At 50.5% G+C, this 23,576-nt stretch carries 19 protein-coding genes; 9 read left to right on the top strand and 10 right to left on the bottom strand.

Annotated elements, in window-relative coordinates:
- Window positions 1–149: 149 nt before the first annotated feature.
- The 3 genes from helD to AK95_RS10985 all read right to left on the bottom strand — a co-directional run bounded on the left by helD (window position 150) and on the right by AK95_RS10985 (window position 4,632).
- A complete protein-coding gene (gene helD / locus AK95_RS10995) occupies window positions 150–2,480 on the bottom strand; it encodes an RNA polymerase recycling motor HelD (RefSeq protein WP_071220012.1) in 2,331 nt (776 codons plus the stop codon).
- A 296-nt stretch (window positions 2,481–2,776) separates the two neighbouring features.
- Window positions 2,777–3,835 (bottom strand): FUSC family protein, encoded by a 1,059-nt coding sequence (locus AK95_RS10990; protein WP_071220011.1) that lies wholly within the window; start codon window positions 3,833–3,835, stop codon window positions 2,777–2,779.
- Window positions 3,836–3,942: 107 nt separating this feature from the next.
- Window positions 3,943–4,632, bottom strand: coding sequence for a phosphatase PAP2 family protein (locus AK95_RS10985; protein WP_071220010.1), 690 nt, complete (start codon window positions 4,630–4,632; stop codon window positions 3,943–3,945).
- A 178-nt stretch (window positions 4,633–4,810) separates the two neighbouring features.
- On the opposite strand from AK95_RS10985, the gene AK95_RS10980 reads away from it, so the two are divergent.
- Window positions 4,811–5,455: an SDR family oxidoreductase gene (locus tag AK95_RS10980; RefSeq protein ID WP_071220009.1), complete on the top strand. Its 645-nt coding sequence runs from the start codon at window positions 4,811–4,813 to the stop codon at window positions 5,453–5,455.
- A 238-nt stretch (window positions 5,456–5,693) separates the two neighbouring features.
- Here the strand turns inward: AK95_RS10980 and mnmH are convergent, their stop codons facing one another.
- On the bottom strand, window positions 5,694–6,746 hold the full coding sequence (gene mnmH / locus AK95_RS10975) for a tRNA 2-selenouridine(34) synthase MnmH (protein WP_071220008.1): 1,053 nt from the start codon (window positions 6,744–6,746) through the stop codon (window positions 5,694–5,696).
- A gap of 39 nt (window positions 6,747–6,785) precedes the next feature.
- Window positions 6,786–7,838, bottom strand: a complete 1,053-nt coding sequence (selD, locus tag AK95_RS10970) for a selenide, water dikinase SelD (protein ID WP_071220007.1) — start codon at window positions 7,836–7,838, stop codon at window positions 6,786–6,788.
- Window positions 7,839–8,130: 292 nt separating this feature from the next.
- Between selD and AK95_RS10965 the strand changes: the two genes are divergently transcribed.
- The 3 genes from AK95_RS10965 to AK95_RS10955 all read left to right on the top strand — a co-directional run bounded on the left by AK95_RS10965 (window position 8,131) and on the right by AK95_RS10955 (window position 11,022).
- On the top strand, window positions 8,131–9,201 hold the full coding sequence (locus AK95_RS10965) for a permease (RefSeq protein ID WP_071220006.1): 1,071 nt from the start codon (window positions 8,131–8,133) through the stop codon (window positions 9,199–9,201).
- 134 nt (window positions 9,202–9,335) lie between these two features.
- Complete coding sequence (locus AK95_RS10960; RefSeq protein ID WP_071220005.1) at window positions 9,336–10,544, top strand: peptidyl-prolyl cis-trans isomerase; 1,209 nt, start codon at window positions 9,336–9,338, stop codon at window positions 10,542–10,544.
- 133 nt (window positions 10,545–10,677) lie between these two features.
- Window positions 10,678–11,022, top strand: coding sequence for a LytTR family transcriptional regulator DNA-binding domain-containing protein (locus tag AK95_RS10955; protein ID WP_009590070.1), 345 nt, complete (start codon window positions 10,678–10,680; stop codon window positions 11,020–11,022).
- Between the two features lie 86 nt (window positions 11,023–11,108).
- Here AK95_RS10955 and AK95_RS10950 read toward each other — a convergent pair whose 3' ends face one another.
- On the bottom strand, window positions 11,109–12,056 hold the full coding sequence (locus AK95_RS10950) for a hypothetical protein (RefSeq protein WP_071220004.1): 948 nt from the start codon (window positions 12,054–12,056) through the stop codon (window positions 11,109–11,111).
- A gap of 199 nt (window positions 12,057–12,255) precedes the next feature.
- On the opposite strand from AK95_RS10950, the gene AK95_RS10945 reads away from it, so the two are divergent.
- Window positions 12,256–13,023 carry a YwaF family protein gene (locus AK95_RS10945; RefSeq protein ID WP_071220003.1) on the top strand — a complete coding sequence of 256 codons (768 nt, stop codon included), beginning with the start codon at window positions 12,256–12,258 and terminating at the stop codon, window positions 13,021–13,023.
- Window positions 13,024–13,122: 99 nt separating this feature from the next.
- On the opposite strand, the gene AK95_RS10940 is transcribed toward AK95_RS10945, so the two are convergent.
- The 4 genes from AK95_RS10940 to AK95_RS10925 form a co-directional block, all read right to left on the bottom strand.
- Complete coding sequence (locus AK95_RS10940) at window positions 13,123–14,115, bottom strand: aldose 1-epimerase (protein ID WP_071220002.1); 993 nt, start codon at window positions 14,113–14,115, stop codon at window positions 13,123–13,125.
- A gap of 130 nt (window positions 14,116–14,245) precedes the next feature.
- Entirely contained in the window at window positions 14,246–15,976 is a 1,731-nt protein-coding gene (locus tag AK95_RS10935; RefSeq protein ID WP_083397590.1) for a glycerol-3-phosphate dehydrogenase/oxidase, read from the bottom strand.
- A 189-nt stretch (window positions 15,977–16,165) separates the two neighbouring features.
- On the bottom strand, window positions 16,166–17,656 hold the full coding sequence (gene glpK, locus AK95_RS10930; protein WP_071220001.1) for a glycerol kinase GlpK: 1,491 nt from the start codon (window positions 17,654–17,656) through the stop codon (window positions 16,166–16,168).
- Window positions 17,657–17,725: 69 nt separating this feature from the next.
- Window positions 17,726–18,928, bottom strand: coding sequence for an ROK family transcriptional regulator (locus AK95_RS10925; RefSeq protein ID WP_071220471.1), 1,203 nt, complete (start codon window positions 18,926–18,928; stop codon window positions 17,726–17,728).
- A gap of 430 nt (window positions 18,929–19,358) precedes the next feature.
- On the opposite strand from AK95_RS10925, the gene AK95_RS10920 reads away from it, so the two are divergent.
- From AK95_RS10920 to AK95_RS10905, 4 genes are read left to right on the top strand one after another with little or no spacing between them, the layout of a single operon-like run.
- Window positions 19,359–20,621 carry an ABC transporter substrate-binding protein gene (locus AK95_RS10920; RefSeq protein WP_071219999.1) on the top strand — a complete coding sequence of 421 codons (1,263 nt, stop codon included), beginning with the start codon at window positions 19,359–19,361 and terminating at the stop codon, window positions 20,619–20,621.
- Between the two features lie 47 nt (window positions 20,622–20,668).
- Window positions 20,669–21,610, top strand: a complete 942-nt coding sequence (locus AK95_RS10915; RefSeq protein ID WP_071219998.1) for a carbohydrate ABC transporter permease — start codon at window positions 20,669–20,671, stop codon at window positions 21,608–21,610.
- Window positions 21,611–21,626: 16 nt separating this feature from the next.
- A complete protein-coding gene (locus AK95_RS10910) occupies window positions 21,627–22,463 on the top strand; it encodes a carbohydrate ABC transporter permease (protein WP_071219997.1) in 837 nt (278 codons plus the stop codon).
- A 46-nt stretch (window positions 22,464–22,509) separates the two neighbouring features.
- A complete protein-coding gene (locus AK95_RS10905) occupies window positions 22,510–23,532 on the top strand; it encodes a Gfo/Idh/MocA family protein (protein ID WP_071219996.1) in 1,023 nt (340 codons plus the stop codon).
- Window positions 23,533–23,576 lie beyond the last annotated feature (44 nt).

The raw sequence follows: 23,576 nt of genomic DNA, 5'->3' as shown, positions 1-23,576 counted from the left end.
CCCTCCTTATGGTATAAAGCTTGTTCCATACTGCTTTCCTAATTTCACTTCCGTTTTTTTCCTCTTCTATGAAACATGCTTGGTTTTCATATATCCATCATGAAAAAAAGGCCTGCCTGAGATGGTTGCGCAGACAGACCTTAAATTATTTAGTTTTGATCCGGTATAAAGTGGCTTTTTTCCCCGATATGATATACATGAAGTTTGTGCATGGCACGTGTACATGCGGTGTAGAACAGCTTGCGGTCGCTTTCGCGATGGTACACATCCTCGGAGCCGTTGTATATGATCACCGCGTCGAATTCCACGCCTTTGGCCAGATAGGCAGGAACGACAAGCGTTCCTTTCTCAAAAGCAGGCGTGGTTTTGGTAATTAATCGCGCAGGTATATCTGTCGACAGCTGCTCGTGTACACGTCTGCTCTCCTCTTCTGTCCGGCAAATCACCGCCACGTACTGGAATCCCTGTTCATGAAGCTCAAGGATATCAGAGACTATCGCTTCATGCAGACGTTCTTCATCGTTCACCGCAACCACCTGAGGAGCTTCGCCGCTCCGGTTAAATGGAACAATCCGCTCCCCGCCTGGTATCATCTGCCGCGTGAAATCAACGATTTCATACGTGGACCGGTAGCTTTGCGTCAGATTGATGACCTCCGTATCCTCCTCGCCGTACAGACTCACCAGATTTTCCAGATTGCCGATCGCCTCTCCATGTGCGTAAATCGCTTGATTGAGATCCCCCAGCACCGTCATTTTCGCTCGCGGGAACAATCGCTTCAGGAATTCCAGCTGAAATCCCGAATAGTCCTGTACTTCATCGACAATCACATGACGAATCGACGTGTTCGTGCGGAAACCTTGAAGCAGCTCCTTTAGATAGAGGAACGGAGTCGCATCCTCATACAGCAGCGATTTATTGTCCAGTGACGCAACGGTGAGACTGCAGATCTCCTCCCAATAATCCGGGAGCGTCTCCAAATTTCCGGCCGCCCGGCGAAATAGCGATTCATCGGTATATAATTTTCGGTACATGCCCTTTACATCCACATATCGAAACCGCTTGATCCAGCGTCTAACCGGCTTGAGCCGATTGCTGATGACCATTTTGGCAAGGACATCCCTTTCTTTATCGAAATCGTCAAACGTGTCCGACTTCCGGTTCTGCTTACGTCTCATCGTTTGAAAGGCCCGCTGGTAATCTTCCGTATCCAGCAGCTGGATCTGCTCCTCCACCCACGGGGCGTCTTTTTCGCTCTGGGCGAACTCCGACAGACGTTTCAGCATCCACTCTTTCATCAGGTCGATCCGGCCAGCGAGTTTAACCGCCGAATCATAACTATAGAACTGCGCGGACATTTCGTCGGCGCTGACGATCACCTTACCTTGGAATACGACAGGCTTAAAGAGCATCCCGCCCTTCTCCAGCAATTCCTTGTATCGTCTGATGGTATCCAGATAGGCTCCCGAGGATTTAAAGGATATGCTCTCAAGTCGCGCACGGTAATGCGGCGAATCGTCCGCATTCAGTAAGGTTTCCGTCTGCGTAAACACATCTTCAAGCTCAAACTCCTTGCCCAGCCGGTGTTCCAGATAGGACTGGAAGGTCGTCTGCTGCATATTGTCCTCGCCAAGCTCCGGAAGCACCGTGGATACATAACTATTAAACAGGGGGTTCGGAGAGAACAGAATCATCTGATCGGCCCGAAGCGTCTCCCGATACTTATACAACAGATAAGCTACCCGCTGCAGTGCCGCTGAGGTTTTGCCGCTGCCGGCAGCCCCCTGAACGATCAGCATGCGGGTTTTGTCGTTTCGAATGACGGCATTCTGTTCCTTCTGAATTGTAGCTACGATGCTCTTCATCCGATCATCCGCGCTATGGCTGAGCACCTGCTGCAGCAGCTCATCTCCAATGGTTACGCCGGTATCAAACAACACCTTGATCTCGCCGTTATGGATGACGAATTGGCGCTTAAGCAGCATTTCGCCTTTAACCGTGCCCGAGGGCGTTTCGTATTGGGCCGGGCCGGGCGCCCCATCATAATACAAGCTCGAGATCGGAGCCCGCCAATCGTAAACTAGAAACGTCTCCATATGTTCATCCAAAAAAGATCCTGTTCCCAAATAAATAGTGTCCGTCTCCGCGGTTCCTTCCTCCTGAAAATCAATGCGTCCGAAGTAAGGGGATTCCACAAGTTTTCTATATTTCTTAAGCAGCTTGCTGGATTGCAGATGAGCATGCTCACGTTCCGCCAGCACCTGCGACTGCTGCCTCAGGTTGGTAGATGTTTCACCCAAATCGTCCGGGTTGCTGAAGTTGACCGTTACTTCGTCCCAGAAGTCTTTCCGCATATCAATAACGACTTCACGGATATCCCCGACGCTCGCTTCCAGCTGAGATATTTTATTACCGATTTTCGTTGTCACTTCCGTTACCCGTGCCTGTTCTTCTTGCCAATCCTGTTCGCTGATAGCCATTTGTTCATCCCCCTAATATACTGGTTGACAGCGTAATATGTCTGTGATATAATACAATTGTGATATTCTAACCAAATCATCGTTATTTAATGACAAACCATTGCTAATTATAGCAATGTAACCCGCATAATTCAACATCGAATTTCAGAGAGCCGACCCACCGGGGCGGTTTTTTTTGCGTTTATATACATTACCATTCCCAAGGCTCACTGCCAAGAGGAGTCCTTATAATCCTGGTGCAAAAAAACAGCCGATCAAATATGGCATCTTGATCGGCTCCCTCATGATGACTTCTCTTATTTACGCAGCCACGAGAACAAGGCTTCCTCCTGCTCTTTATCATCCACGACACGGCTGATTTGATCCGCGACCCGGTTCAGCCGGTCAAGCTGATACCCGTAATCATACATGGAGGCGGCCACCACCGACAGTCGAAGCCCCCCTGGATTGGCGCCTGGTCCGCACATCACCTGCTCCATGAACGTTTCATTGTTCTCCGCCATGGTCTCGGCCTCGTCTTCATTCGGTTTCAATTTATCTTCGAATTTCCACAAAATATGCTCATGGTACTTCATTAACCGCTCCAGATTGTGATCAAACTGCTCGTCGATTTCTTCGGATCGTTCCGCCTGGAAATAGTGGTTCTCGACCGCATCCAGCACTTCATACCCTTTACGAAGGGATTGAAGCAGTTGTTTATACACCACCAGCTGTCTTGCTTGACTGTACTTCGCCCGCTTCAGCTTCTTCTGCTCTTCCTCAAACAAATTGTATTTATCGGACAATGATTTGATCGCCGATTCCAGCTCCTTCTTCTCCGCGCGGTATACCGAATCCTTCATTTCGTGGGAGATGGCCGTGCGCAGCAGCAGCGACATTTTGCCAAATACAATATGAATCCGCGTGATGTACTGTTCCTTGGGTTTCGGGGGAAACACAAGAATATTGATAAGAAATGCGGATATGATACCGATAATCGTCAGAATAAAGCGATTGAGTGCAAAATCCCATTGACCGGAAGCTTCCATCACGGAGATAACCGTAACTAGCGTAAGTCCGATGGTCTCGCCCATTTTCAGCTTCATGCAAATCATAATTACTAGAATACATACCAAACCGACGGAAATCGGCTGATTCGATAAAAAGTATCCTCCTAGCATCGCCAGAATCGCACCGAGCGTACTGGTCTGCAGCTGGTCCAGGAAATATCTCCACGACCTGTATATGGATGGCTGCATCGCAAAAATCGCTGCTATGGCGGCAACGACAGGGGATTTAAAATCAAACAGCATGGCTAAATAAAGAGCCAGCGTTACGGCTAAGCCGGTTTTGAACATTCTTGCTCCAAACGCCACAGACAGCCCTCCTTACCTAACCCAATTTCACATCTATGGATACACACCATGATACATACTCCTCCGTTTGAACCGCTATTACATGAATTACCCTTACGCTTCCAATGTTATGCAGTTTCTGATTCATTCACATCTTCCGGATTGGCCCGCTTTCCCATCCTCTTCTCGTAAGATCGGACCAGAAATGCAAGCCAAGCACAAGCAGCCAGATATCCACCAACAATATCGCTTGGATAGTGGACCCCGAGATAGACCCTGCTTAATCCGATGCCTAGAATCATGATGACGGAGATGGATATTAATATTCCTCTCCCCGCCCTGCTGTCAATATGTCTCCACAACAAATAAGCGAGCACGCTGTAGAACGAGAAGGCGGCCATGGAATGTCCGCTGGGATAGCTGTATCCCGTAATTTCAATTAAGCGGTGGATGTCGGGCCTTGCCCGTTGAAAGACCCATTTTAATAATAAATTCAGAATAGATGAACCGAAGACGACCACAATAAGGAGAAGAATCTCCATGCGGTGCCCCAGTACCCAATATAGCACGGCGATTACAATCAGACATAACACAATCACCGGTCCGATGGAACCTATAAACGACAGCCCGATCGCAATATCCGTGATAAGCGGATGCTCCCAGGCTTGTACCGTTGTTAGGATCGCCCAATCAAACGTTGCCAGGCTTTGCCGCTTTACCAAAGCAGCCAGCGTGACAAATCCGATCAAGCTGATTATCGATATGAGGAAAATCCAGCGTTGTCTTCCTGAAGTCGTGTGTAGCTTCTGTCCGCTCAACTCTCTTTTCTCCTTTGCCTTTGTTTCGAATCCGTGCGAGTTGGTGAAAACAAGATAATATCATTTTCCTGAGATAAAGAAAAGTCCATATGGGAGATACATGAAATATCCCGTAGTCTATGTCAAAATCGCAATGATTACTCTTTCAAGAGAATTTTTACCAAAAGGAGTTGTCCACATGAAGGTTCTCGTTGTCGGTGCCAACGGCCAAATAGGCAAACAGCTTACCCATCTGTTGCAAGACCATGAAGGCTATACCGTAAGAGCAATGGTACGAAAGGAGGAGCAAGCAGCCCCATATCAAGCTGCCGGAATAGAGTGTGTTCTTGCGAACCTGGAAGGGTCGGTCGAGGAGCTCGCTGATGCAGCGAAGAATTGCCAGGCGGTGGTATTCGCTGCCGGCTCGGGCGGAGCTACCGGATACGACAAAACCCTGTTAATCGATCTGGACGGAGCCGTAAAAATGATGGAAGCCGCCGAGCAGGCGTCTGTTAGGCGCTTTGTGATGGTGAGTGCAATTGGGGCCCATCATCGGGAATATTGGAGTGAGGAAATCAAACCGTATTACGCCGCCAAACATTACGCGGATCGCATGCTTCGTCAGAGCAGCCTCACGTACACCATCATTCGTCCAGGAGGACTTACGAATAACCCTGGTACCGGACACATCGCCGCTGCGGAGAATATCCGGGGCGGTTCGATTCCGCGAGAGGATGTAGCGAAAACAATTCTGTTATCACTGGATGAAGAAAATACCTTCCGTCGTTCCTTCGACTTAATTTCAGGGGATACTCCCATATCCGAAGCTTTATCCTCCATCTAAAAAGAGTCCTTTATCAAAAAAGAGTCCTTTATCAAAAAAGATCGCCCCGAAGTATAAAGCGGCACGTTCTTACCCGCTCATACTTAGGGGCGATCTTTCGTACTAGTTCAATCATAACCAGCTATAATATAAGCGGTCCATGCCCACGGAGGCGCATAGTTTATGATTCGCTTTGTCCAGTAAGCGTTAGTAATGCATTCTTACGTTTATAATGCATTCTTACGTTTGTAATGCATTCTTACGCGCCGGTCTTCTGCTGCATTTGAGTCCGCAATATGTCTTTAACCGCATCCACTGCCTCTTCCACCCGGTCCACCGCCACAACGATGGGCGTGCTGCCCTCGTATTGACTGAAGGAGTGATTGTACTTGGGATCGTAATAATGCTCAAGGAGCAGCTGTATTCCTTGGGCAAACCGCCCCTCTTCCAAGGACTTGCCAATTTCCGCGGCGATAGGCGTATGGATCCTGTTTTTGATTAATTGAAAGGCCGCCAAATATTGCTCTTTATAAGCCGATGGGTTGTAATCCTCCAGGATCTGGCGAACACGCTCCGCCATCGGCAATTCCAACACGATGGCTACCCCCGACTCTTTCTTCTTCATAAGGAAATCGGGAACGACGATTTTGCCAATCCGTTTGCTCTCCGCCTCAAATAACAAATACGGAGAGGATTCCAGTTGCTTCAGCCGCTCAAACAATTTCGAATCGAATGTCTTCTGGTTATTCGCCTGTAGACCGATATGGCCAAAGATCGAGCCGCGATGTCCTGCCAGCCCTTCCAGGTCCACGACAGGGTAGCCTTCCTGCTGAAGCTGTCTAAGCACTGCCGTCTTGCCTGTTCCTGTCAAGCCGTGAAGGACGAATGCTTCCGCATCCAGACTCTTATGCTCCAGCGAATCCAGTACATACTTCCGGTAAGCTTTAATTCCGCCCGTAATCCGGTTAACATGGATATCCATCAATGAGAGAACGGTTGCGGCCGTCCGGCTGCGCATGCCGCCGCGCCAGCAATAGACCGCCTTATCTCCCTTGATCTCCTTGAATTGCTTCACAAAGCTCGGGAGCTTGGCCGACATAATGGCAAGTCCACGCTCTTTAGCCGCATCGACGCTCACCTGCTTATAAATCGTCCCGATCTCCGCCCGTTCTTCATCATTGAAAACCGGAATGTTCAGACTTCCCGGAATCGTGGAATCCCTGTATTCCGAAGGGGAACGGACATCAATCAAAGTAATCTTCTTGCTGCTTTGCAGTTCCATTAGTTCTTTTACGGTGATGTCTTGAAACATGTCTGCTCGCTCCTTTATTGATACAAAACCCGATTCACTTTATAACTCAACGACAATGCGATTCGGATGGTCATGCACGACCTGGCCGATTCTCCCGGCTTCCAGCCCGGCTTCGCGAAGCTCTGCCAGAAGCTGATCGGCCTGCGACCCATCAACCGCTATGAGGAGTCCTCCTGAAGTAACGGCATCGCACAAAATCCACTTATCGATCTGATCCATGTCATTCGGGAAATCCACATCGTCCTTCACGTGATCATAATTGTTTTTCGTGCCGCCTGGTATAACACCGCCATCAGCCATCTCTCGAACCCGCTCCAAAATGGGAACGGAAGGTTTGGAAATACGGATCCCCGTGCCGCTTCCTTTGGCCATTTCGAGCGCATGTCCAAGGAGACCGAAACCAGTTACATCGGTGCAAGCATGCACCTCATACGGTTCCATGAGCTCGGCAGCCGTTTTGTTCAATGCGGCCATGACCGCGGTAACTCGGCGAATCTCCTCTTCGCTTAACAGATCTTTTTTGATGGAACTCGTAAGGATACCCACGCCGATCGGCTTCGTCAGAATCAAGGCATCGCCTGGCTTAGCGTCGGCATTGGTTCTTACTTTGTCCGGATGGACAGTACCTGTAACGGCAAGGCCGAATTTCGGTTCTTTATCATCGATGGAGTGCCCGCCAACCAGGGTAACCCCGGCTTCCTTCAATTTATCTCCTGCACCTCTCAAAATATCCGTCAATACCTGCTTGTCCAGCGTTGAGATCGGGAATGCCACGATATTCAAGGCAGTCAGCGGCTTGCCTCCCATGGCGTAAATATCGCTGATGGCATTCGCAGCAGCCACTTGTCCGAAATCATAGGGATCATCCACAATCGGCGTAAAGAAATCGACGGTCTGAACCATAGCCAAATTATCCGTGAGCCGGTATACGCCTGCATCATCACTTGTATCTAAACCGACCAATAAATTAGGATTCGGCTCGGCTTGCGGGAGCTTGCGAATGACCTGCGCCAGGTCCGCTGGTCCGATCTTGCAGCCGCATCCTCCTTTAGAAGAATACGAGGTTAATTTTATTTTTTCCGATTGACTCATCACGGGTCTTCCCTTCGCTTAAGAGTTGAATTTATAAAATACATGCAACAAACCCGGCGTGGATGCATAAAAACGTCTCATCTACCCCGGGGATAATCTGATATTCGTCCGTTTACCAACACTTGTGATCACACACAATATCTATATTATAAGAAATTGGCTGCTCCAAGTCTAATGGTCTTCCTATATCTTGCAATTACCGGGAATATCTTTCTTCTTTCTGCTCACAATGTGATATACTAATTGATTGGATATGTAAATCATTTCACAACGCATCGGGGGAATATAGATCATGAATCACTCAAGCGACGGCAGAATGGCCTTTGATCATTCGGATCGCCGAAGAACCATCTGGTTTATTACCGTCTTCATCATCATTGCAGCAACAGGGCTAACCTACGTAAAATGGTGGCCTTATTATGATAAAGCGCTCAAAGCCATCATGGATCACAGCATCGGCTCCTCCATATTAGGCATGGACCCCGGCAATGCCGTGCCTTCCTGGCAAGCGGCCTGGGACTATGCGGTCACCTATTTTAAAGCCGTTTGGAAAGCGGCGGTGCTCGGAATTCTGCTCGGGACCTTGATCCAGTCGCTGCTGCCCTCCCAGTGGCTGCTCCGCGTTCTCGGCAAAACCACCTTCGGCAGCACGGCGATTGGAGGAATTGCATCCATTCCGGGGATGATGTGCTCCTGCTGCGCGGCACCGATCGCGATCGGTCTGCGTAAGAAAAAGGTGTCCGTGGGCTCCGCCCTCGCGTTCTGGATCGGCAATCCGACCATCAATCCGGCAACACTCGTCTTCATGACGTTTGTTTTATCATGGAAATTCACCGCGCTGCGTTTGGTCTTCGGCCTCATTCTGACCTTTGGCGTCAGTTACCTGGCTAACCGCTTCGCCAAAGAGGCGGATCCGGTAGAGATTGACGCGCCGGAGAGCACCGATCAACCCGATGAAAGTCCGCTGTGGAAACGCTGGTTCGCCAGCATCGGTCATATGATGATTCGCGTGGTCCCGGCGTATTTTATAGCCGTGCTTCTCCTTGGCGCACTGCAAGTGTGGATGTTCCCGCATTTGGGAGCTGCTGCCGGAAACACACTGCTGGCCGTCATCTTCTTCTCCGTGATGGGAATGCTGTTTGTCATTCCAACCGCAGCGGAAATACCGATCATTCAGGCCTTTATGGCAGCAGGTCTCGGAGCGGGCCCGGCCGCAGCGCTGCTTCTGACGCTGCCGGCCATCAGTCTTCCGTCCCTTCTCATGGTACGACGCTCATTCCCGAGGAATGTCATGTGGTTTGTTGTTGCTTCTGTAGTGCTGCTCGGAATCGTATGCGGTATAGCGGGCATGCTGATTCTGTAGATCCAGCTCCAACTTTTTCGCTTATCTTTTCAATTTTTATTTTTTCTTAAGGTAAACCCTTGGCTTATCTGGTAAAGTGATTAAAGAATGAACCAACTCATTATTACATGCAGTCGAAGGGAGTCAATCATTAAATGAAAGATAACGATTTGCAGCCAAACCATCCGGGGCAACCCGAGGATGAACAAGGACAAGCCCAAGAGAAAGAGAATAACCAACAAGATCATGGCAGCTTGTCTCATGAAGAAGAAAGAATAGATTCAACCTATCCGGAGCCCATCGAGCTTCACAAGGATGAGAACGAACAGCCTGCACTCATGCATCCGGCAGGGGATCAACCGCTTTACGATGAACAGTCTCCTGCAGGTGGCGGCGGGAACGGAAGCAAAGGTTGGATGATCGCTTCGCTGGTATTGGCGGCAGCGTTAATCGTCGTCCTGATTGTCCCTCCGTTTGCCAAAGGATCCGGCAATGAAGCTATAGCTAAAGTCAATGACGTTAACATTACCAAGGATAATCTGTATGATGAGCTTGTCAGCGCAGGCGGTAAACAAACACTCAATTCCATGATCACAGAGGAATTGATCCAGCAGGAGCTGAAGAAGAAATCCATTACGGTGACCGACGCTGATGTAAGTAAAGAAGTGGATGCCTTGAAGGCCACCTTCCCATCCGAGGACCAATTCAATATGCAGCTTCAGCAAGCCGGCATGACGCTCGACGATCTTAAAGAACAGACCAAAACCCAGGTCGAGCTCAAAAAGCTGATGGGCGACAAGATTAAAGTAACCGATGAAGAGATTAAACAAATCTATGACCAATACAAAGACAGCTTCGCTACGCCTGAGCAAGTTCGCGCATCCCACATCCTGGTCGAGACCAAAGAAGAAGCCGAAGCCATCGTGAAGCAGCTGAAGGAAGGCGCTGACTTTGCAGCGATTGCAAAAGAGAAGAATCAAGATGCTACGAAGGAGACCGGCGGCGACCTGGACTTCTTCGGACGCGGCCAGATGGACCCTGCATTTGAAGAAGCAGCGTTCAAATTGAAGAAGGGCGAAATCAGCGACCCGGTGAAGAGTTCTTTCGGTTACCACATCATCAAGGTTACCGATCGTAAAGAAGCTACGAACCCTACCCTTGAAGATAAGAAGGAAGAAATCCGCAGTCAGCTTGAGAACCAGAAGGTTTATTCCGAATCCACAGCCTATATTCAGGAGCTGAAGGATAAAGCAACCATCACCAATACACTGGAAGAAACTGCGGCAGAAACGCCAGCAGATCCTGCAACAGAAACACCAGCAGATCCTGCAACAGAAACACCAGAAGCACCTGCTGCACCTTAAACGATAGTCCAAGCCCCTACCCTTGCGGTATGGGCTTTTTTTAATGCGAAATAAAAAGTTCTTTCAACCCCAGGGAAAACATGTTAGAATGTAAGCGTTATCAAATGTTGATCTTGGAAAAGGGGGAAGCAGAATGATGAAGCACGTATCGGAATCCCGCAACATGTATGAGGACTTCGTGGTGGAGACAGACATTCTGTTCTTTAAAACCGGATCGCACGGTTTGGTCAGCTTTCACGGCAGAAACTACAATATTAAAAAGAGAATGACTGCCGAAAAAATCGCATCCCTGCTCTCCGGTAAACAGTTCTATCATGTCGGCGGCAACTGCTACGTCAACGTTGACAAAATCACGACGGTAGAGCAAGGCATCGTTTACTTTGGGGAGAAGGCACCTTCTGCTAAACATCTTCGGATTCCGAGATGGAAGCAAGAATCGCTCAAGCGCCTTGTCGCTGAAGTAAAACAGCCTGTTTAAGAACAGCGCTCTCTTCAAGAATCAGGCGCACAAAACAGAAGATCCCGTATCCGGTTAAACGGAGGCGGGATCTTTTAATTTACAGGCTATAACTTCAGTTTCCTAGCATTAACGATGTATAGATGCTTCAGCGGCAATGCACCGTTTCTGTACTTGCGGGCACCGGATTCAAACAGAACGTACAGGTCATGACCCCGAATCGCAATATTCTCGGACATCGGAGGCATCGTCAACGGCGTGGCCGCAGCCTTTCCCTTTGTTCCACGAGTATATAGGAGCAATTTGCTTGCATTGTTACGTCCGCAGGATTGACTGTATACAACGCGGGTTTTCGTCACGACCGCCCCTTGGATGCGGTCAGGTGTGCTCCAGGTATAGGCGGCTTTCCGATTCGACGGCAAAGCGTCGCTGGACGTTAATGGATAGCCTCGCAGCTTGCCCTTAGGTCCCGGCGCACACTGCTTGCCCCCTTGGTCCTCGCCATCCATATATTCGCCGATCCATAGAATGCCGTCGGAATACGTGGCATAGGATGCTTTATGACCGAGCGCATAAGGTGTCATGACAATATTGCCATAATCTTTCTTGCTGCTAATTGTACTCAGCGGAATTTTATACACCTTTTTGCCGGACGCCACCCACAGATGTTTTTTGCTGACCGCAAGCCCTCCGACATGCCCGGTATGTTTTTTGCTCCCGCTCTCATACAAATACAGGGTTTTGATACGTTTGTTGGTTTTGCTGCTTGTAATCGAAATGCTGCTGGCTTGATCGCTGTCCTTATTGCCCCAATAATGCGATATAATGATCCAATTCTTGCTCGGAACAAGAGCCAACCCTTGCGGAATCCACTCTTTGGTTCCGGAGTAACCAGGAATGGCGGCGCCCTTTTTGCTGATATCGAAAAACTTTTTGTATTTGGAGCTGGCTGCTTCGGCCTCCCCTGGAGGGGCAAGTCCGCTTAAGCTGAAGATCAGAACTAAGCTAAGCAGGAGACTTGCATAACGTTTGATTCCCTGTCGTTTCCTCGTCATAAATGTACCTCTCTTCCATCGTCATATACTATAACGGCAGGTTAATTGGGCCTTGCACACCATATAAATGTAATGTATTCTGGTTTGGTTGTACCTGATGATACATAAGGATGCGAAGATATGATCCTATTCCTAATCCATTCCACATTATGGTAATATCAAAATCTAAGGCTTATGAACATAGAGAGGATGATCACGAATCGATCCCTATTTTGATCCGAGATATCCGGAAGTTTTTACTGCTTTCTCCATCGAACATTGGATGGCCATCATGGTGTTTATCGCTCTTGGCTTACTATTGTACTTGTTTAGAACTGTAATCGCCTCCAGTACTTCTCTGCAAAAGACCGTGAGATGGGGACTGCTTGCTGCGCTTTCGTTACCGGAAGCCTCCCTTCATATCTGGTATGCGTCAACGGGAACATGGGACCCTGCCACTTCGCTTCCATTGGAATTGTGCAGTCTGACCCTGTTTCTCTCCATCGCTATCCTGCTTACGGATGAACGCCACCTATATCCGTTGGTTTACTTTGCCGGCATCGGAGGGGCCTTACAGGCTATATTAACACCGAATCTGGGCTACCCTTTCCCACACTTCCGGTTCTTTCATTTCTTCGTCGTCCATATCGCGATCATATTGACGGCTTTGTACATGACATGGGTTCGAGGATACCGTCCAACCTGGAAATCCATCGGCTGGACGATGGTCTTCCTAAACGTATCCGCATTCGTTGTCGGGCTGGTCAACCTCGCTGTCGGCTCGAATTATATGTTCCTGATGCGCAAGCCGGACACGGCTTCGCTGCTGGACCTGCTGGGACCGCATCCCGTATATATTATCGTTGAGGAACTCATTGCCCTCACGCTGTTTATCCTTATGTATATCGCCTTTTTTGTCATGCCGGATCGCATTAAACGCAGTCGCCGCCGTAAACAGGAACAAACTTTTTCTTCGTCCAGCAATTGAAGAAGGAATCAAATAAACATAAAGCGTATGGATGGTAAACGCCCTGTGTAGCCGGGTGCCAGAATCCATACGCTTTTTTTGGAGGAAAGGGTCTGACTACTAATCCTTAAGATACAGCCTTGAGGTTGCTTCCCAAATTTCTCCCGGCGCCAAACCGAACAGACCGATATCGTCAGCAGGCAAGTCCACGTTCGGTGCGTTAACCAGGTTGATCTGCGGCTCCGGACAGAAGAACTTCCGGGAGGCCTTGTTGTTCCATACCATCCACTGCTTATACGAATTGCCGACATCGTAAACGAATGTTTTACCAAGCTTGGTATCTGTCAATTCCATACGGTTTCTGCCGTTCTGCGGGACGGCCGTGTAATGGTTGTCCATCGAATCAAAATAGGGAGTTACACCCCTTGTCCGAAGCAGCTCCTCTTCTGCCGTCAGAGTCTGGAACTTGCCGGTCGGCAGCATCCGGTCACTCATTTCCCACCGCTCGCCGATCGTTATTCTTACGACACAATCATCCGCCGTGCTCTCCGGGGCAAACGGAGCATTGATCGCCGTATGAAAGGCTAGCAGGCACGGCATGCTGCGGGTACCCTGATTACGTATAAACACATGCTGCGCCAAGCCATCCTGATTCAGCGTGTAGCGAAGCCGGAAAGTGAACTGGTGCGGGAGCATCGCATACACGGGATGATTCTCATCAATGGTGACCGAAACCACCACGTAACTTTCAGACTCGCTGCTGCCAAAATCCTCGACGCTCCAAGGAATCGTATGTAAAAAACCGTGGAGGTGATTGCCCGTCGCTTCTTCATTGATCGGGAACTGATAGGTTTCTCCATTCCATGGAAACCGGCCGTCCTCATAGCGATTAGGCGGAAAGAGAACAGGAATGCCGTGTACGCCCGGATTGGATTTGAATGCTTCCATTTCGTCTGCTTCCGGTTCGCGAAGGAACTGGTAACCGCTTTCGTTATCCCTAAAAGCGATGAGATTGCCTCCGATTTCGGGCAATATCGCCGCCTCGTAAGGGCCGTGCTGGAGCCAAACCGCGCGCTCTCCGTGATATGATCCTTCATACGCTTTGTGGTTCATCGGATGATCTCTCCTCTCAAGTGTGAACGTATATAGATTATCATACCAGTGCCCTTACTTCTATATTTGAGGAGGGATCGTCAACCCTTGTCATCCCCTCCCCCTCCGTCCGTTTAAAATTGCTTGACGATTAAGATGAAAGTTTCGTTGTAGAAGGGTTTTGCGGAATTGGAGCCGGGGCCGATCGATCGCTTGCAGCAGGCTGTGTGGCCGAAACCAGCTCCTCATCCAGTTCCTTCGTGTATTCGTGGGTCTGCTGCTCGCTCCAACCCAGTACCCTAGCCATATAATCAATCACGGGCATCTTCCATTTTCTCGTCCAATCGATATGAAATAACAGGGAACCCGTGCGACGGATGAAAAAGTCGGCCGGCTTCGCTGCCATCTCATGCTGAATCGCATACATCAGCGGAACCAGCACCGATACCGGAAGCGCCGCTGCCTCCGCTTGGTCGGAGCCCTCTTTGGCCAGGCGGAACAATTCCGACACGTTAGATCCGTACATTCGCGCCCACTGTTCGGCGAGCTTACGGTCAATTCCTTGCGCGGCGCCAATCTCCGCCTGCTTGCGGACAAAATCAGGGAATTGGCCGGATCCGCCAACCTGACCGCCGGAAATCGGCAGATTCTTCGTTACGCAGGCACCATACGCTTTCCCGCCGTTCTCTTGGATCCGTTTTGCAACCAGATCGACAACGGTGTCGGCCATTTTGCGATAGCCCGTAAGCTTGCCACCGGCAATGGTGATCAGGCCGGACGGGGACTCCCATATTTCATCCTTGCGTGAAATTTCAGACGGGCTTTTGCCTTCCTCCAGTATAAGGGGTCGGACTCCCGCCCATCCCGATTCCACGTCTGCCGGGCTTAGCTTCACACCAGGGAACATGTAATGTATAGCTTTCAATATATAATCCCGGTCCTCCACCGTAATCAAGGGACGTACAGGATCGGCCTTATAGACCGTATCGGTGGTTCCGACATAGGTCTTCCCGTCACGGGGAATGGCAAACACCATTCTGCCGTCAGGTGTATCGAAGTACACCGCTTGACGAAGCGGGAATTTGGATTGATCGATGACCAGATGGACCCCTTTGGTCAGCTGAAGCATTTTTCCCTTCTTGGACTTATCCATTTCGCGCACCTGATCCACCCACGGCCCTGCTGCGTTTACAATTTTGGTTCCGGATACGGACTTGGCCCCGCCACCCAGCATATCCCGTACGGTGATTCCGGTAATTCGTCCATTCGCATCATAATTCAACGATTCGGCCTTTGCGTAATTAAACAGAACCGCCCCTCTGGCGGCTGCCTCCTTCATGACCTCCAGCGTCAGCCTGGCATCGTCCGTCCGGTATTCCACATAATAGCCGCCGCCTTTAAGGCCCTCCTGCTTCAGGAGCGGCTCTCGCTTCAGCGTCTCGGACGCGGACAGCATGGAACGCCGTTCTCCCCGCTTTACGCCAGCCAGAAAGTCATACACCATCAACCCGATGGAGGTGCTGAACTTCCCAAAGGTGCCACCCTGGTGTATCGGCAGGAGCATCCACTCCGGCGTGGTAACATGCGGTCCGTTCTCATACACAACGGCCCGTTCTTTGCCAACCTCGGCGACCATGCCGACTTCAAACTGCTTCAGGTACCTCAGCCCGCCGTGCACCAGCTTGGTCGAGCGACTGCTCGTTCCCGCGGCAAAGTCCTGCATCTCAACCAACAAAACCGACATCCCGCGCGTGACCGCATCCAGCGCAATTCCTGCACCCGTTATGCCGCCGCCGATGACAATCAGATCGAAGGTTCCCTCTGCCATTTCTTGAAATCGACGCCTGCGGTCCAAACTTGAAAACGTCTGTGCCTGCTTCACAATGAATCCCTCCCAGTATGATTTACCCTGTTTTTATCTATCGTTACCCTTCCAATGAAAAAAGACAGCAAAAAAGAGACCACGATACACGCAGTAACAAACCCCATAACATGAGGTATTCCGCGCCTAGTGGTCTCTCCAAGTCTCCAGACAAATATTCACTTATTGATCATTATACCACAGAAAATGCTAATGAAAAGCCATTGCCGCATAAACGGCTTTTTTCCAGCCGCTGTATAATTGCTCCCTTACGTCTTCCTCCATGGTTGGCTTAAAGCTTTGCCCCATGCTCCATTTGCTGCAGACTTCCTCCTGGTCCTTCCAGAAGCCGACAGCGAGCCCCGCCAGATAGGCGGCACCGAGTGCCGTTGTCTCCGTAATGTTCGGCCGTTCTACCGGCACATTCAGGATGTCGCTTTGGAATTCCATAAGAAACGTGTTGGATACGGCCCCTCCATCCACACGCAGGGATGTGATATTATAGCCGGAATCCTCTTCCATCACGGATAGAACATCCCGTGTCTGGTATGCCAGCGACTCCAGGGTTGCACGGATGAAATGTTCTTTCGACGTGCCTCGTGTCAGGCCGAAGACCGCCCCTCGGACATCGCTGTTCCAGTATGGGCTGCCAAGTCCAACAAAAGCCGGCACCACGTACACGCCCTCCGTGGAATTGACCCGGCGCGCATAAGGCTCGCTGTCCTTCGCTTCGCGGAACATCCGCAGCCCGTCGCGCAGCCACTGGATCGCCGAGCCGGCCACGAACACACTGCCCTCGAGTGCATACTGTACGCCATCTCCCAGTCCCCAGGCGATCGTAGTGATCAGCCCATGCTCGGATTTTACGGGCTTGTCGCCGGTGTTCATCAGCATAAAGCTGCCGGTTCCGTAAGTTGTCTTCACCATGCCTTTCGAGAAGCAGGTCTGCCCGAACAACGCCGCCTGCTGATCGCCGGCTGCTCCGGCAATGGGGACCTCGCGCCCAAAGAAATGATAGGAAACGGTATTGGAATAAATCTCGGAAGAAGGCCTGACTTCAGGCAGCATCGCCATCGGAATATCTAGGAGCTGCAGGAGCTCCTCATCCCATTTTAATTCATGAATGTTATAGAGCATCGTACGCGATGCGTTGGAATAATCGGTCACGTGCGCCTGGCCTCCGGACAGCTTCCAGATCAGCCAGGTATCGATGGTCCCGAATATAACGTCTCCGCGCTCGGCCCGCTCACGGGCACCATCTACATGATCGAGGATCCATTTGATCTTCGTTCCCGAGAAATAAGGATCAATCAACAGTCCGGTCTTCTCCCGAACCGTCCCGTCATGTCCGGCGGCAATCAGCTCCTCGCAGATGCCCGCCGTCTGGCGGGACTGCCAGACAATGGCGTGGTAAATCGGTTCGCCGCTCTTGCGATCCCATACCACGGCCGTTTCCCGCTGATTCGTAATTCCGATTCCGGCAATCTGATCCGCCTTTACACCCGCTTCGGATAAGCAGGTTGCAATGACCGCAAGAATGGAACCCCATATTTCATTGGCATTCTGCTCCACCCAGCCCGGCTTGGGAAAATACTGCGGAAACTCCTTATGAGCTGAGTGTACGATTTCTCCTTCCTTGTTAAACAGGATCGCGCGCGAGCTTGTCGTTCCTTGGTCAAGCGCCAGAATGTACTGCTCCAATCAACTTCTCCCCTTCCGCATATGCATTTAACCAAAGATAACGTGCAGGTGGAAACGTTGTCAAATCCATTATTCCGTCAGGGAGAAACCTAGCAGGTCCTGCAGCAGGACCGAAGCCGCACCCATTAGCTTGTCTTCCTCGCCAAGGGAGGCCAGACCAAATACCATGTCCTCCTTCAGAATCGGCAGCGCATGCCGGTCTATATAGCTGCGAACCATGTCCAGCAATTCCGGGTTTCCATGGGCCATGTCCCCGCCCAGGATCAGAGCTTCGGGATTAAACATGTTGATCAGATTGACGATCGCTGCTCCCAGAAGCTCCGCCACTTCCTCATTCAGATCCCTTGCGAGCTTGTCCCCTCTGCGAAGAGCTTCCTTGAATACGGACGGAACAATTTTACTGTAATCTCCCCCGCTCAGCTCCTGGATCAGCGTCGGTCTCCCTGTTGCGATCGCCGTAATCATTCGCGAATACACGGCAATCCAGCTGATGTAACTGTCCAGGCAGCCTACATTGCCGCATTCACAGCGGATGCCGCTGCGGTTTACGCTCGTATGACCGAATTCGCCGGCACCGCCATGCTTGCCCCTTAGGAGATGATCGTTAATCAAAATACCGGAACCAAGCCCGTCGCCAATGGAAATATAAATCAGGTTCGCATATGCGTAATCGCCAAATCGGCGTTCAGCCAGCACAACGGAATTCATATCATTCTCTACCCAGGTCCGCAGCCCGTAGCGTTCTTCCATAATCCGTTTCAACGGAACATCGGTCATGCGAAGTTTCGTGTTATAACGCACCATGCCCTGACTATCACTCACAATGCCCGGCACGTTAATGGATATCCCGACACACCGCTCCAAGTCCACTTGTCCTGACATGAAATCGTCCATCAGGCTCAGCAGCCGCTCGATAACGGCTTCTCCTTGGAGCCCGGCTAGAGGATGCGTTTCCTTCCGGAGCACCTTCGCCTCCAGATTCATGCGGGCCAGCATCATGACCGAATTCGTAATCGCTACTGCAAACAAATAATGATTATCCGGATTGAATTTGAGCAGAATGGGCTTTCTTCCACCGCTGGAGGAGCCAGTTCCAATCTCGGAAACGTAGCCTTCCTTGATAAGCTCCTGTACGGCTGAGGCGACCGTGGAGGGACTCAGCTTGTTTTTTTTGGCCAGGTCGATTCTGGATATGGGTCCCTCCGTGCGGATCTTGTTCAGCACCTTGGACCGGTTTAATGCCTGAATCAGCTTGTGATCACCTTTTTTCATATTGTTCAAGCGAGCTCAACCTTTCTATAACTTCTTCTTATAGTATGACTTTCTGTATCGGAAAAATGAGGATAGAATCACTATAACATGTTCCAGAACCGAACAAAAACTTATTCCACCAATCGAAATAATACACAACGTAAGATTTGATAACGAATCTCTCATATTGTGAAAAATAGAATTTAAAAGGTTTAGAAATCGCTATCTTGAAAAATAAACAAGGTAATTATATAATCTTTCGCAATAGAAGCTGGTTGTTCTGTCAAGAAAGATAGCATCTTGATGTTAACTTTTTTCGACTTATGGAATAACTATCGCTTTTTACATCACTTACATAAAGGGGGGCTCAAGGGGTCCGATTCACTTCGAACAAGCCGTACGACCAACCACGCTTGATCAAAAATCATGTGAATTCAAGGAGGGTTATCTGATGAAAAAAAGAACTGCTGTCCTGATTTCGATATTATTTGTGTTCACCGCATTACTGTCCGCCTGCGGAGGCGGCAATGCCTCTGGCGGAAATAACGGCAAAAAGGTCATCAACGTCGCTCTATGGGACGAAAATGTGCGGGACACGCTGGACAAGTCCATTAAAATTTTCAATGAGAAGCACCCGAATGTTGAAGTGAAAGTGACTTACACCCCATGGGCCGATTATTGGACCAAGCTGAAAACCAGCCTCGCAGGCAACAGCGGCCCTGACGTCTACTGGATGAACGGCCCTAACTTTCATTCCTATGCCTCCTCCGGTCTAATTAAAGACCTGTCTCCCCTAATTGAGCAAAGCGGCCTGGACACCTCGGTTTATACCGAAGCGCTCGTCGATATGTACACCTATCAGGGTAAACTTCACGGACTTCCTTATTTCCAAGATTCCGTCGGACTTTTTTACAATAAAGAATTGTTTGACAAAGCCGGTCTGCCTTATCCCGACAAAACCTGGACCTGGCAAACCGTCGAGGAGAACGCGGCCAAGCTGACGGATAAATCAAACGGCATTTACGGCTTCATAGCCCCGATCGACAGCCAAATCGGATATTACAACTTCATTGCCCAAGCGGGTGGATATGTCATCTCGGACGATAAGAAATCATCCGGATTTGATACACCCGAAGCACTATCGGCGTTCCAGTGGGAACAGAGCTTGATTGAAAAAGGCTATTCCCCAAGCGCGCAGCAGCAGCTTGAAACGAAGTCCCGCCAATTGTTCGGCTCCGGCAAGGCGGCCATGTTCCCGGGGATATCGGTGAACTCGCCTGAGTTGTATAAGCTTCTCGGCGACAAACTCGGTGTCGCTGAACTTCCTGCCGGCAAGGAAAAGGCATCGATCGTTCATGGACTCAGCTGGGCCATCAACGGCAAGACGAAAGTCGAGCAGGAATCCTGGGAGCTGATTCAAGTTCTTTCCGGTAAGGAAGGCCAGGAATTACTCGCCGAATCGGGATTCTCGATGCCTGCGTACAAAGGCACGGAGGGTGGCTGGCTGAAGTCCATTCCTTCTCTTGATCTGCAGGTGTTCGTGGACAGCCTGGAGTTCGCCGTACCTTATCCGGTATCCCAGAAAACCGCAGAGTGGCAGGACGCTGAAGTGAAGGAAATTCAGGCGGCTTTCCTCGGAAAGAAATCGTTTGAAGAAGCATTAAAAAATGCCGGCGAACAGATGAATGCCATCCTGGCGACAGAAACGAAATGACGAGCATCCGCTCCCAATACGGAAATTAAGAAAGGACGGTGCAGCCTGTGAGCTCTCCCATCACTGTGACCACAGAACCTCCTAAAACGACAACCAAGCGAAAAGCAGGGAAACTCGCCGTACACGAAGCTGTCTGGGGGTATATCTTCATTCTGCCTGTCGTGCTGGGCCTCGGTCTGTTCTATATGGCACCTTCCGCAGCATCCCTGTTCCTGTCGTTTACGTCGTGGGATGGACTAACTCCCCCCCAATTCATCGGATTCGATAACTTCGCAAATTTGATGAAGGACGACAAATTCACCGGTTCCATGCTGAACACGATGCTGTACACCGTCGGTACGGTGCCGTTATCCGTCGCACTCGCAACGGTGCTGGCCGTGCTCCTGAACCAGAAGATCAAAGGCATGGTCTTTTACCGCACCTTCTATTTCATACCCGTGATCACCATGCCGATCGCGGTTGGCATGGTGTGGAAATGGTTGTACAACTCCGAATTCGGATTGATCAACCACGTGCTGGGTGTCATGAACCTGCCGCAGCCCAACTGGCTGTTCGATGAGAAATTCGCGTTGTTCTCCATCGTGCTCGTCAGTGTCTGGAGCAGCATCGGATACAATGCCGTCATTCTGCTGTCCGGTCTGCAGGGCATTTCCGGCAGCTATTATGAGGCGGCTTCGCTTGACGGAGCGGGAACGCTGTACAAGTTCTTCCGGATTACGCTGCCTCTGCTGACACCCAGCCTGTTCTTTGTCTTGGTCATGTCCTTCATCAATTCGTTCCAGGTGTTTGACCTGATCTTCATCATGATGGATCAACAGACCACGATGCTGGAATCCACCCGAACGGTTGTGTACAGCATCTGGGAGGACGGCTTCAAATACTTCAATATGGGTTACGCTTCAGCGCAGGCCTTCATTCTGTTTATCGTAATTCTGATCATCACCATGGTTCAGATGTATATTCAGAAGCGCTGGGTCCACTACCAATAACAGGAGGTGTGTAAACGTGAATACTTCAACCGATGCGGGAAAAGCAAGCCGTCTGGCGGTCCACATCCTCTTAGCTGTCGGGGCGCTGCTCATGATTATGCCGTTTCTGTGGATGATATCCACATCCTTCAAGTCCTTTGCGGATTCCATGTCCGTTCCGCACAAATGGCTCCCTGTGGAATGGCACCCGGACAACTACCTGCGGGTCATCCAAACCATTGATTTCGGAACCTATTATTTGAACACCGTTATCGTGACGGTGGGACGGACGGCTGGTCAGCTCATTCTGTGCTCCCTTGCAGCCTATGCATTTGCCAGTCTGAGATTCCCTTTCAAGAACGCCATCTTTCTCGCGCTCCTGGCCGTATTGATGGTCCCGTCCCAGGTTGTTATGATTCCGAGCTTTGTCATCATGCGCGAGTTCAATTGGCTGGACACGTTCTACGTGCTGATCGTACCCGGCATATTCAGCGCCTTCGGTACGTTCTTATTGAGACAGTTCTTTATGACGCTGCCGAAGGACCTGGAGGAAGCGGCCAAAATCGATGGCTGCAGTTATTTCCGGATTTACTGGAATATTTATTTGCCTTTATCCAAGGCGGCTCTCGTCTCCCTGGCGATCTTCACCATATTAGCCTCATGGAACGATCTGCTATGGCCGCTCATCATGACGAGCTCCGAAGAGATGCGTGTCCTTTCCATCGGGATATCCAGCTTCCAGGGACAGCATTCCACCGATTACCCGCTGCTGATGGCAGGGGCCTTAATGGCTACCCTCCCCATCATCATCCTGTTTATCTTCCTTCAGCGATACTTTATTGAAGGGATCGCCATGAACGGGATTAAAGGATAGCGCACGGATCGCTCGAACCATGCAGAAAAAAAAGGAGTGTACGGAAATGTTACAGGTGTTAGTGATTGGTGCAGGCACCATGGGTAGGACCCATGCCGCCACTTATGCTTCGATGCCGGGCGTTAAGCTTGCGGGGATTGCCGATGTCCGTACGGAAAAAGCACAGCAGCTGGCGGATAAATACGGCGCACAGGCCTACGCTTCATTCGAAGCAGCCGTTGCAGGTTTGGGCGCGACTCGCATTGATGTCATTGACGTCTGCCTGCCAACCCCGTTTCATAAGGACTATGTTGTCAAAGCCGCGGACATCGGCAAGCATGTCATATGCGAGAAACCGCTCGCCAGAAGCGAAGCGGATGCACGCTTCATGATCAACTACTGTCAGGATAAAGGCGTGCGTTTATTCGTGGGTCACGTCCTCCGCTTCTTTCCGGAATATGTGAAGGCCAAATCGCTTCTGGATCAGGGCAGCATCGGCAAACCCGCTGTCATCCGGGCAGGCAGGGGCGGCGGTTATCCTGTGGGCTGGAACCATTGGTACAGTGACTTTGGAGCGAGCGGCGGAATTACGCTGGATGCAATGATTCATGATTTTGATTACCTGCGCTGGTGCTTTGGCGAGGTTGAACGCGTATATGCCAAAGGGCTCCATGGCCGTCATCAGGCCCAGCTGGATTATTCGCTGGTAACCCTACGTTTTCGTAGTGGTGTCATCGCGCATGTGGAAGGCACCTGGGCTCACGAGGGTTTTTCCATGAATTTAGAGATGGCGGGCACAAGCGGGGTTATCGATTATGACAGCGCGAAGGACAGCCCTCTTCTCTTCAAAACGCGGAGCAGTGCCGCTACCGTCCCCGGTGTTGTCGTGCCGGAAAGCCCGCTTGAACGGAGTCCCTACTACCGGGAGCTGGAGCACTTCATGTCGTGTATCCGTGACGGCAGCGAGCCGGTCGTCTCGGCAGAAGACGCATACGAAGCGCTTCGTATCGCGCTTGCCGCCCTTGCCTCCATGGCCTCCGGCGAGCCGGTGGTTGTCGAGGATGATGCGCTCACACTCGCCTCAACATGAGAAAAAGGCGATCGACGTATTTTCAAAAGTCAGACCGCATGCAG

It is taken from the genome of Paenibacillus sp. LC231, from assembly GCF_001860525.1.
Taxonomy (GTDB): domain Bacteria; phylum Bacillota; class Bacilli; order Paenibacillales; family Paenibacillaceae; genus Paenibacillus_AQ.
The sequence above is the reverse complement of the archived record's forward strand: the minus strand, read 5'-3'. Positions and strand labels throughout refer to the sequence as shown.

Bases quoted from the DNA above. Each gene is read 5' to 3' on its own strand.
- helD (WP_071220012.1), bottom strand. From the start codon at position 2,480: ATGGCTATCAGCGAACAGGATTGGCAAGAAGAACAGGCACGGGTAACG.
- AK95_RS10980 (WP_071220009.1), top strand. From the start codon at position 4,811: ATGAAGGTTCTCGTTGTCGGTGCCAACGGCCAAATAGGCAAACAGCTT.
- mnmH (WP_071220008.1), bottom strand. From the start codon at position 6,746: ATGTTTCAAGACATCACCGTAAAAGAACTAATGGAACTGCAAAGCAGC.
- selD (WP_071220007.1), bottom strand. From the start codon at position 7,838: ATGAGTCAATCGGAAAAAATAAAATTAACCTCGTATTCTTCTAAAGGA.
- AK95_RS10965 (WP_071220006.1), top strand. From the start codon at position 8,131: ATGAATCACTCAAGCGACGGCAGAATGGCCTTTGATCATTCGGATCGC.
- AK95_RS10960 (WP_071220005.1), top strand. From the start codon at position 9,336: ATGAAAGATAACGATTTGCAGCCAAACCATCCGGGGCAACCCGAGGAT.
- AK95_RS10955 (WP_009590070.1), top strand. From the start codon at position 10,678: ATGATGAAGCACGTATCGGAATCCCGCAACATGTATGAGGACTTCGTG.
- AK95_RS10950 (WP_071220004.1), bottom strand. From the start codon at position 12,056: ATGACGAGGAAACGACAGGGAATCAAACGTTATGCAAGTCTCCTGCTT.
- AK95_RS10940 (WP_071220002.1), bottom strand. From the start codon at position 14,115: ATGAACCACAAAGCGTATGAAGGATCATATCACGGAGAGCGCGCGGTT.
- AK95_RS10925 (WP_071220471.1), bottom strand. From the start codon at position 18,928: ATGAAAAAAGGTGATCACAAGCTGATTCAGGCATTAAACCGGTCCAAG.
- AK95_RS10920 (WP_071219999.1), top strand. From the start codon at position 19,359: ATGAAAAAAAGAACTGCTGTCCTGATTTCGATATTATTTGTGTTCACC.
- AK95_RS10905 (WP_071219996.1), top strand. From the start codon at position 22,510: ATGTTACAGGTGTTAGTGATTGGTGCAGGCACCATGGGTAGGACCCAT.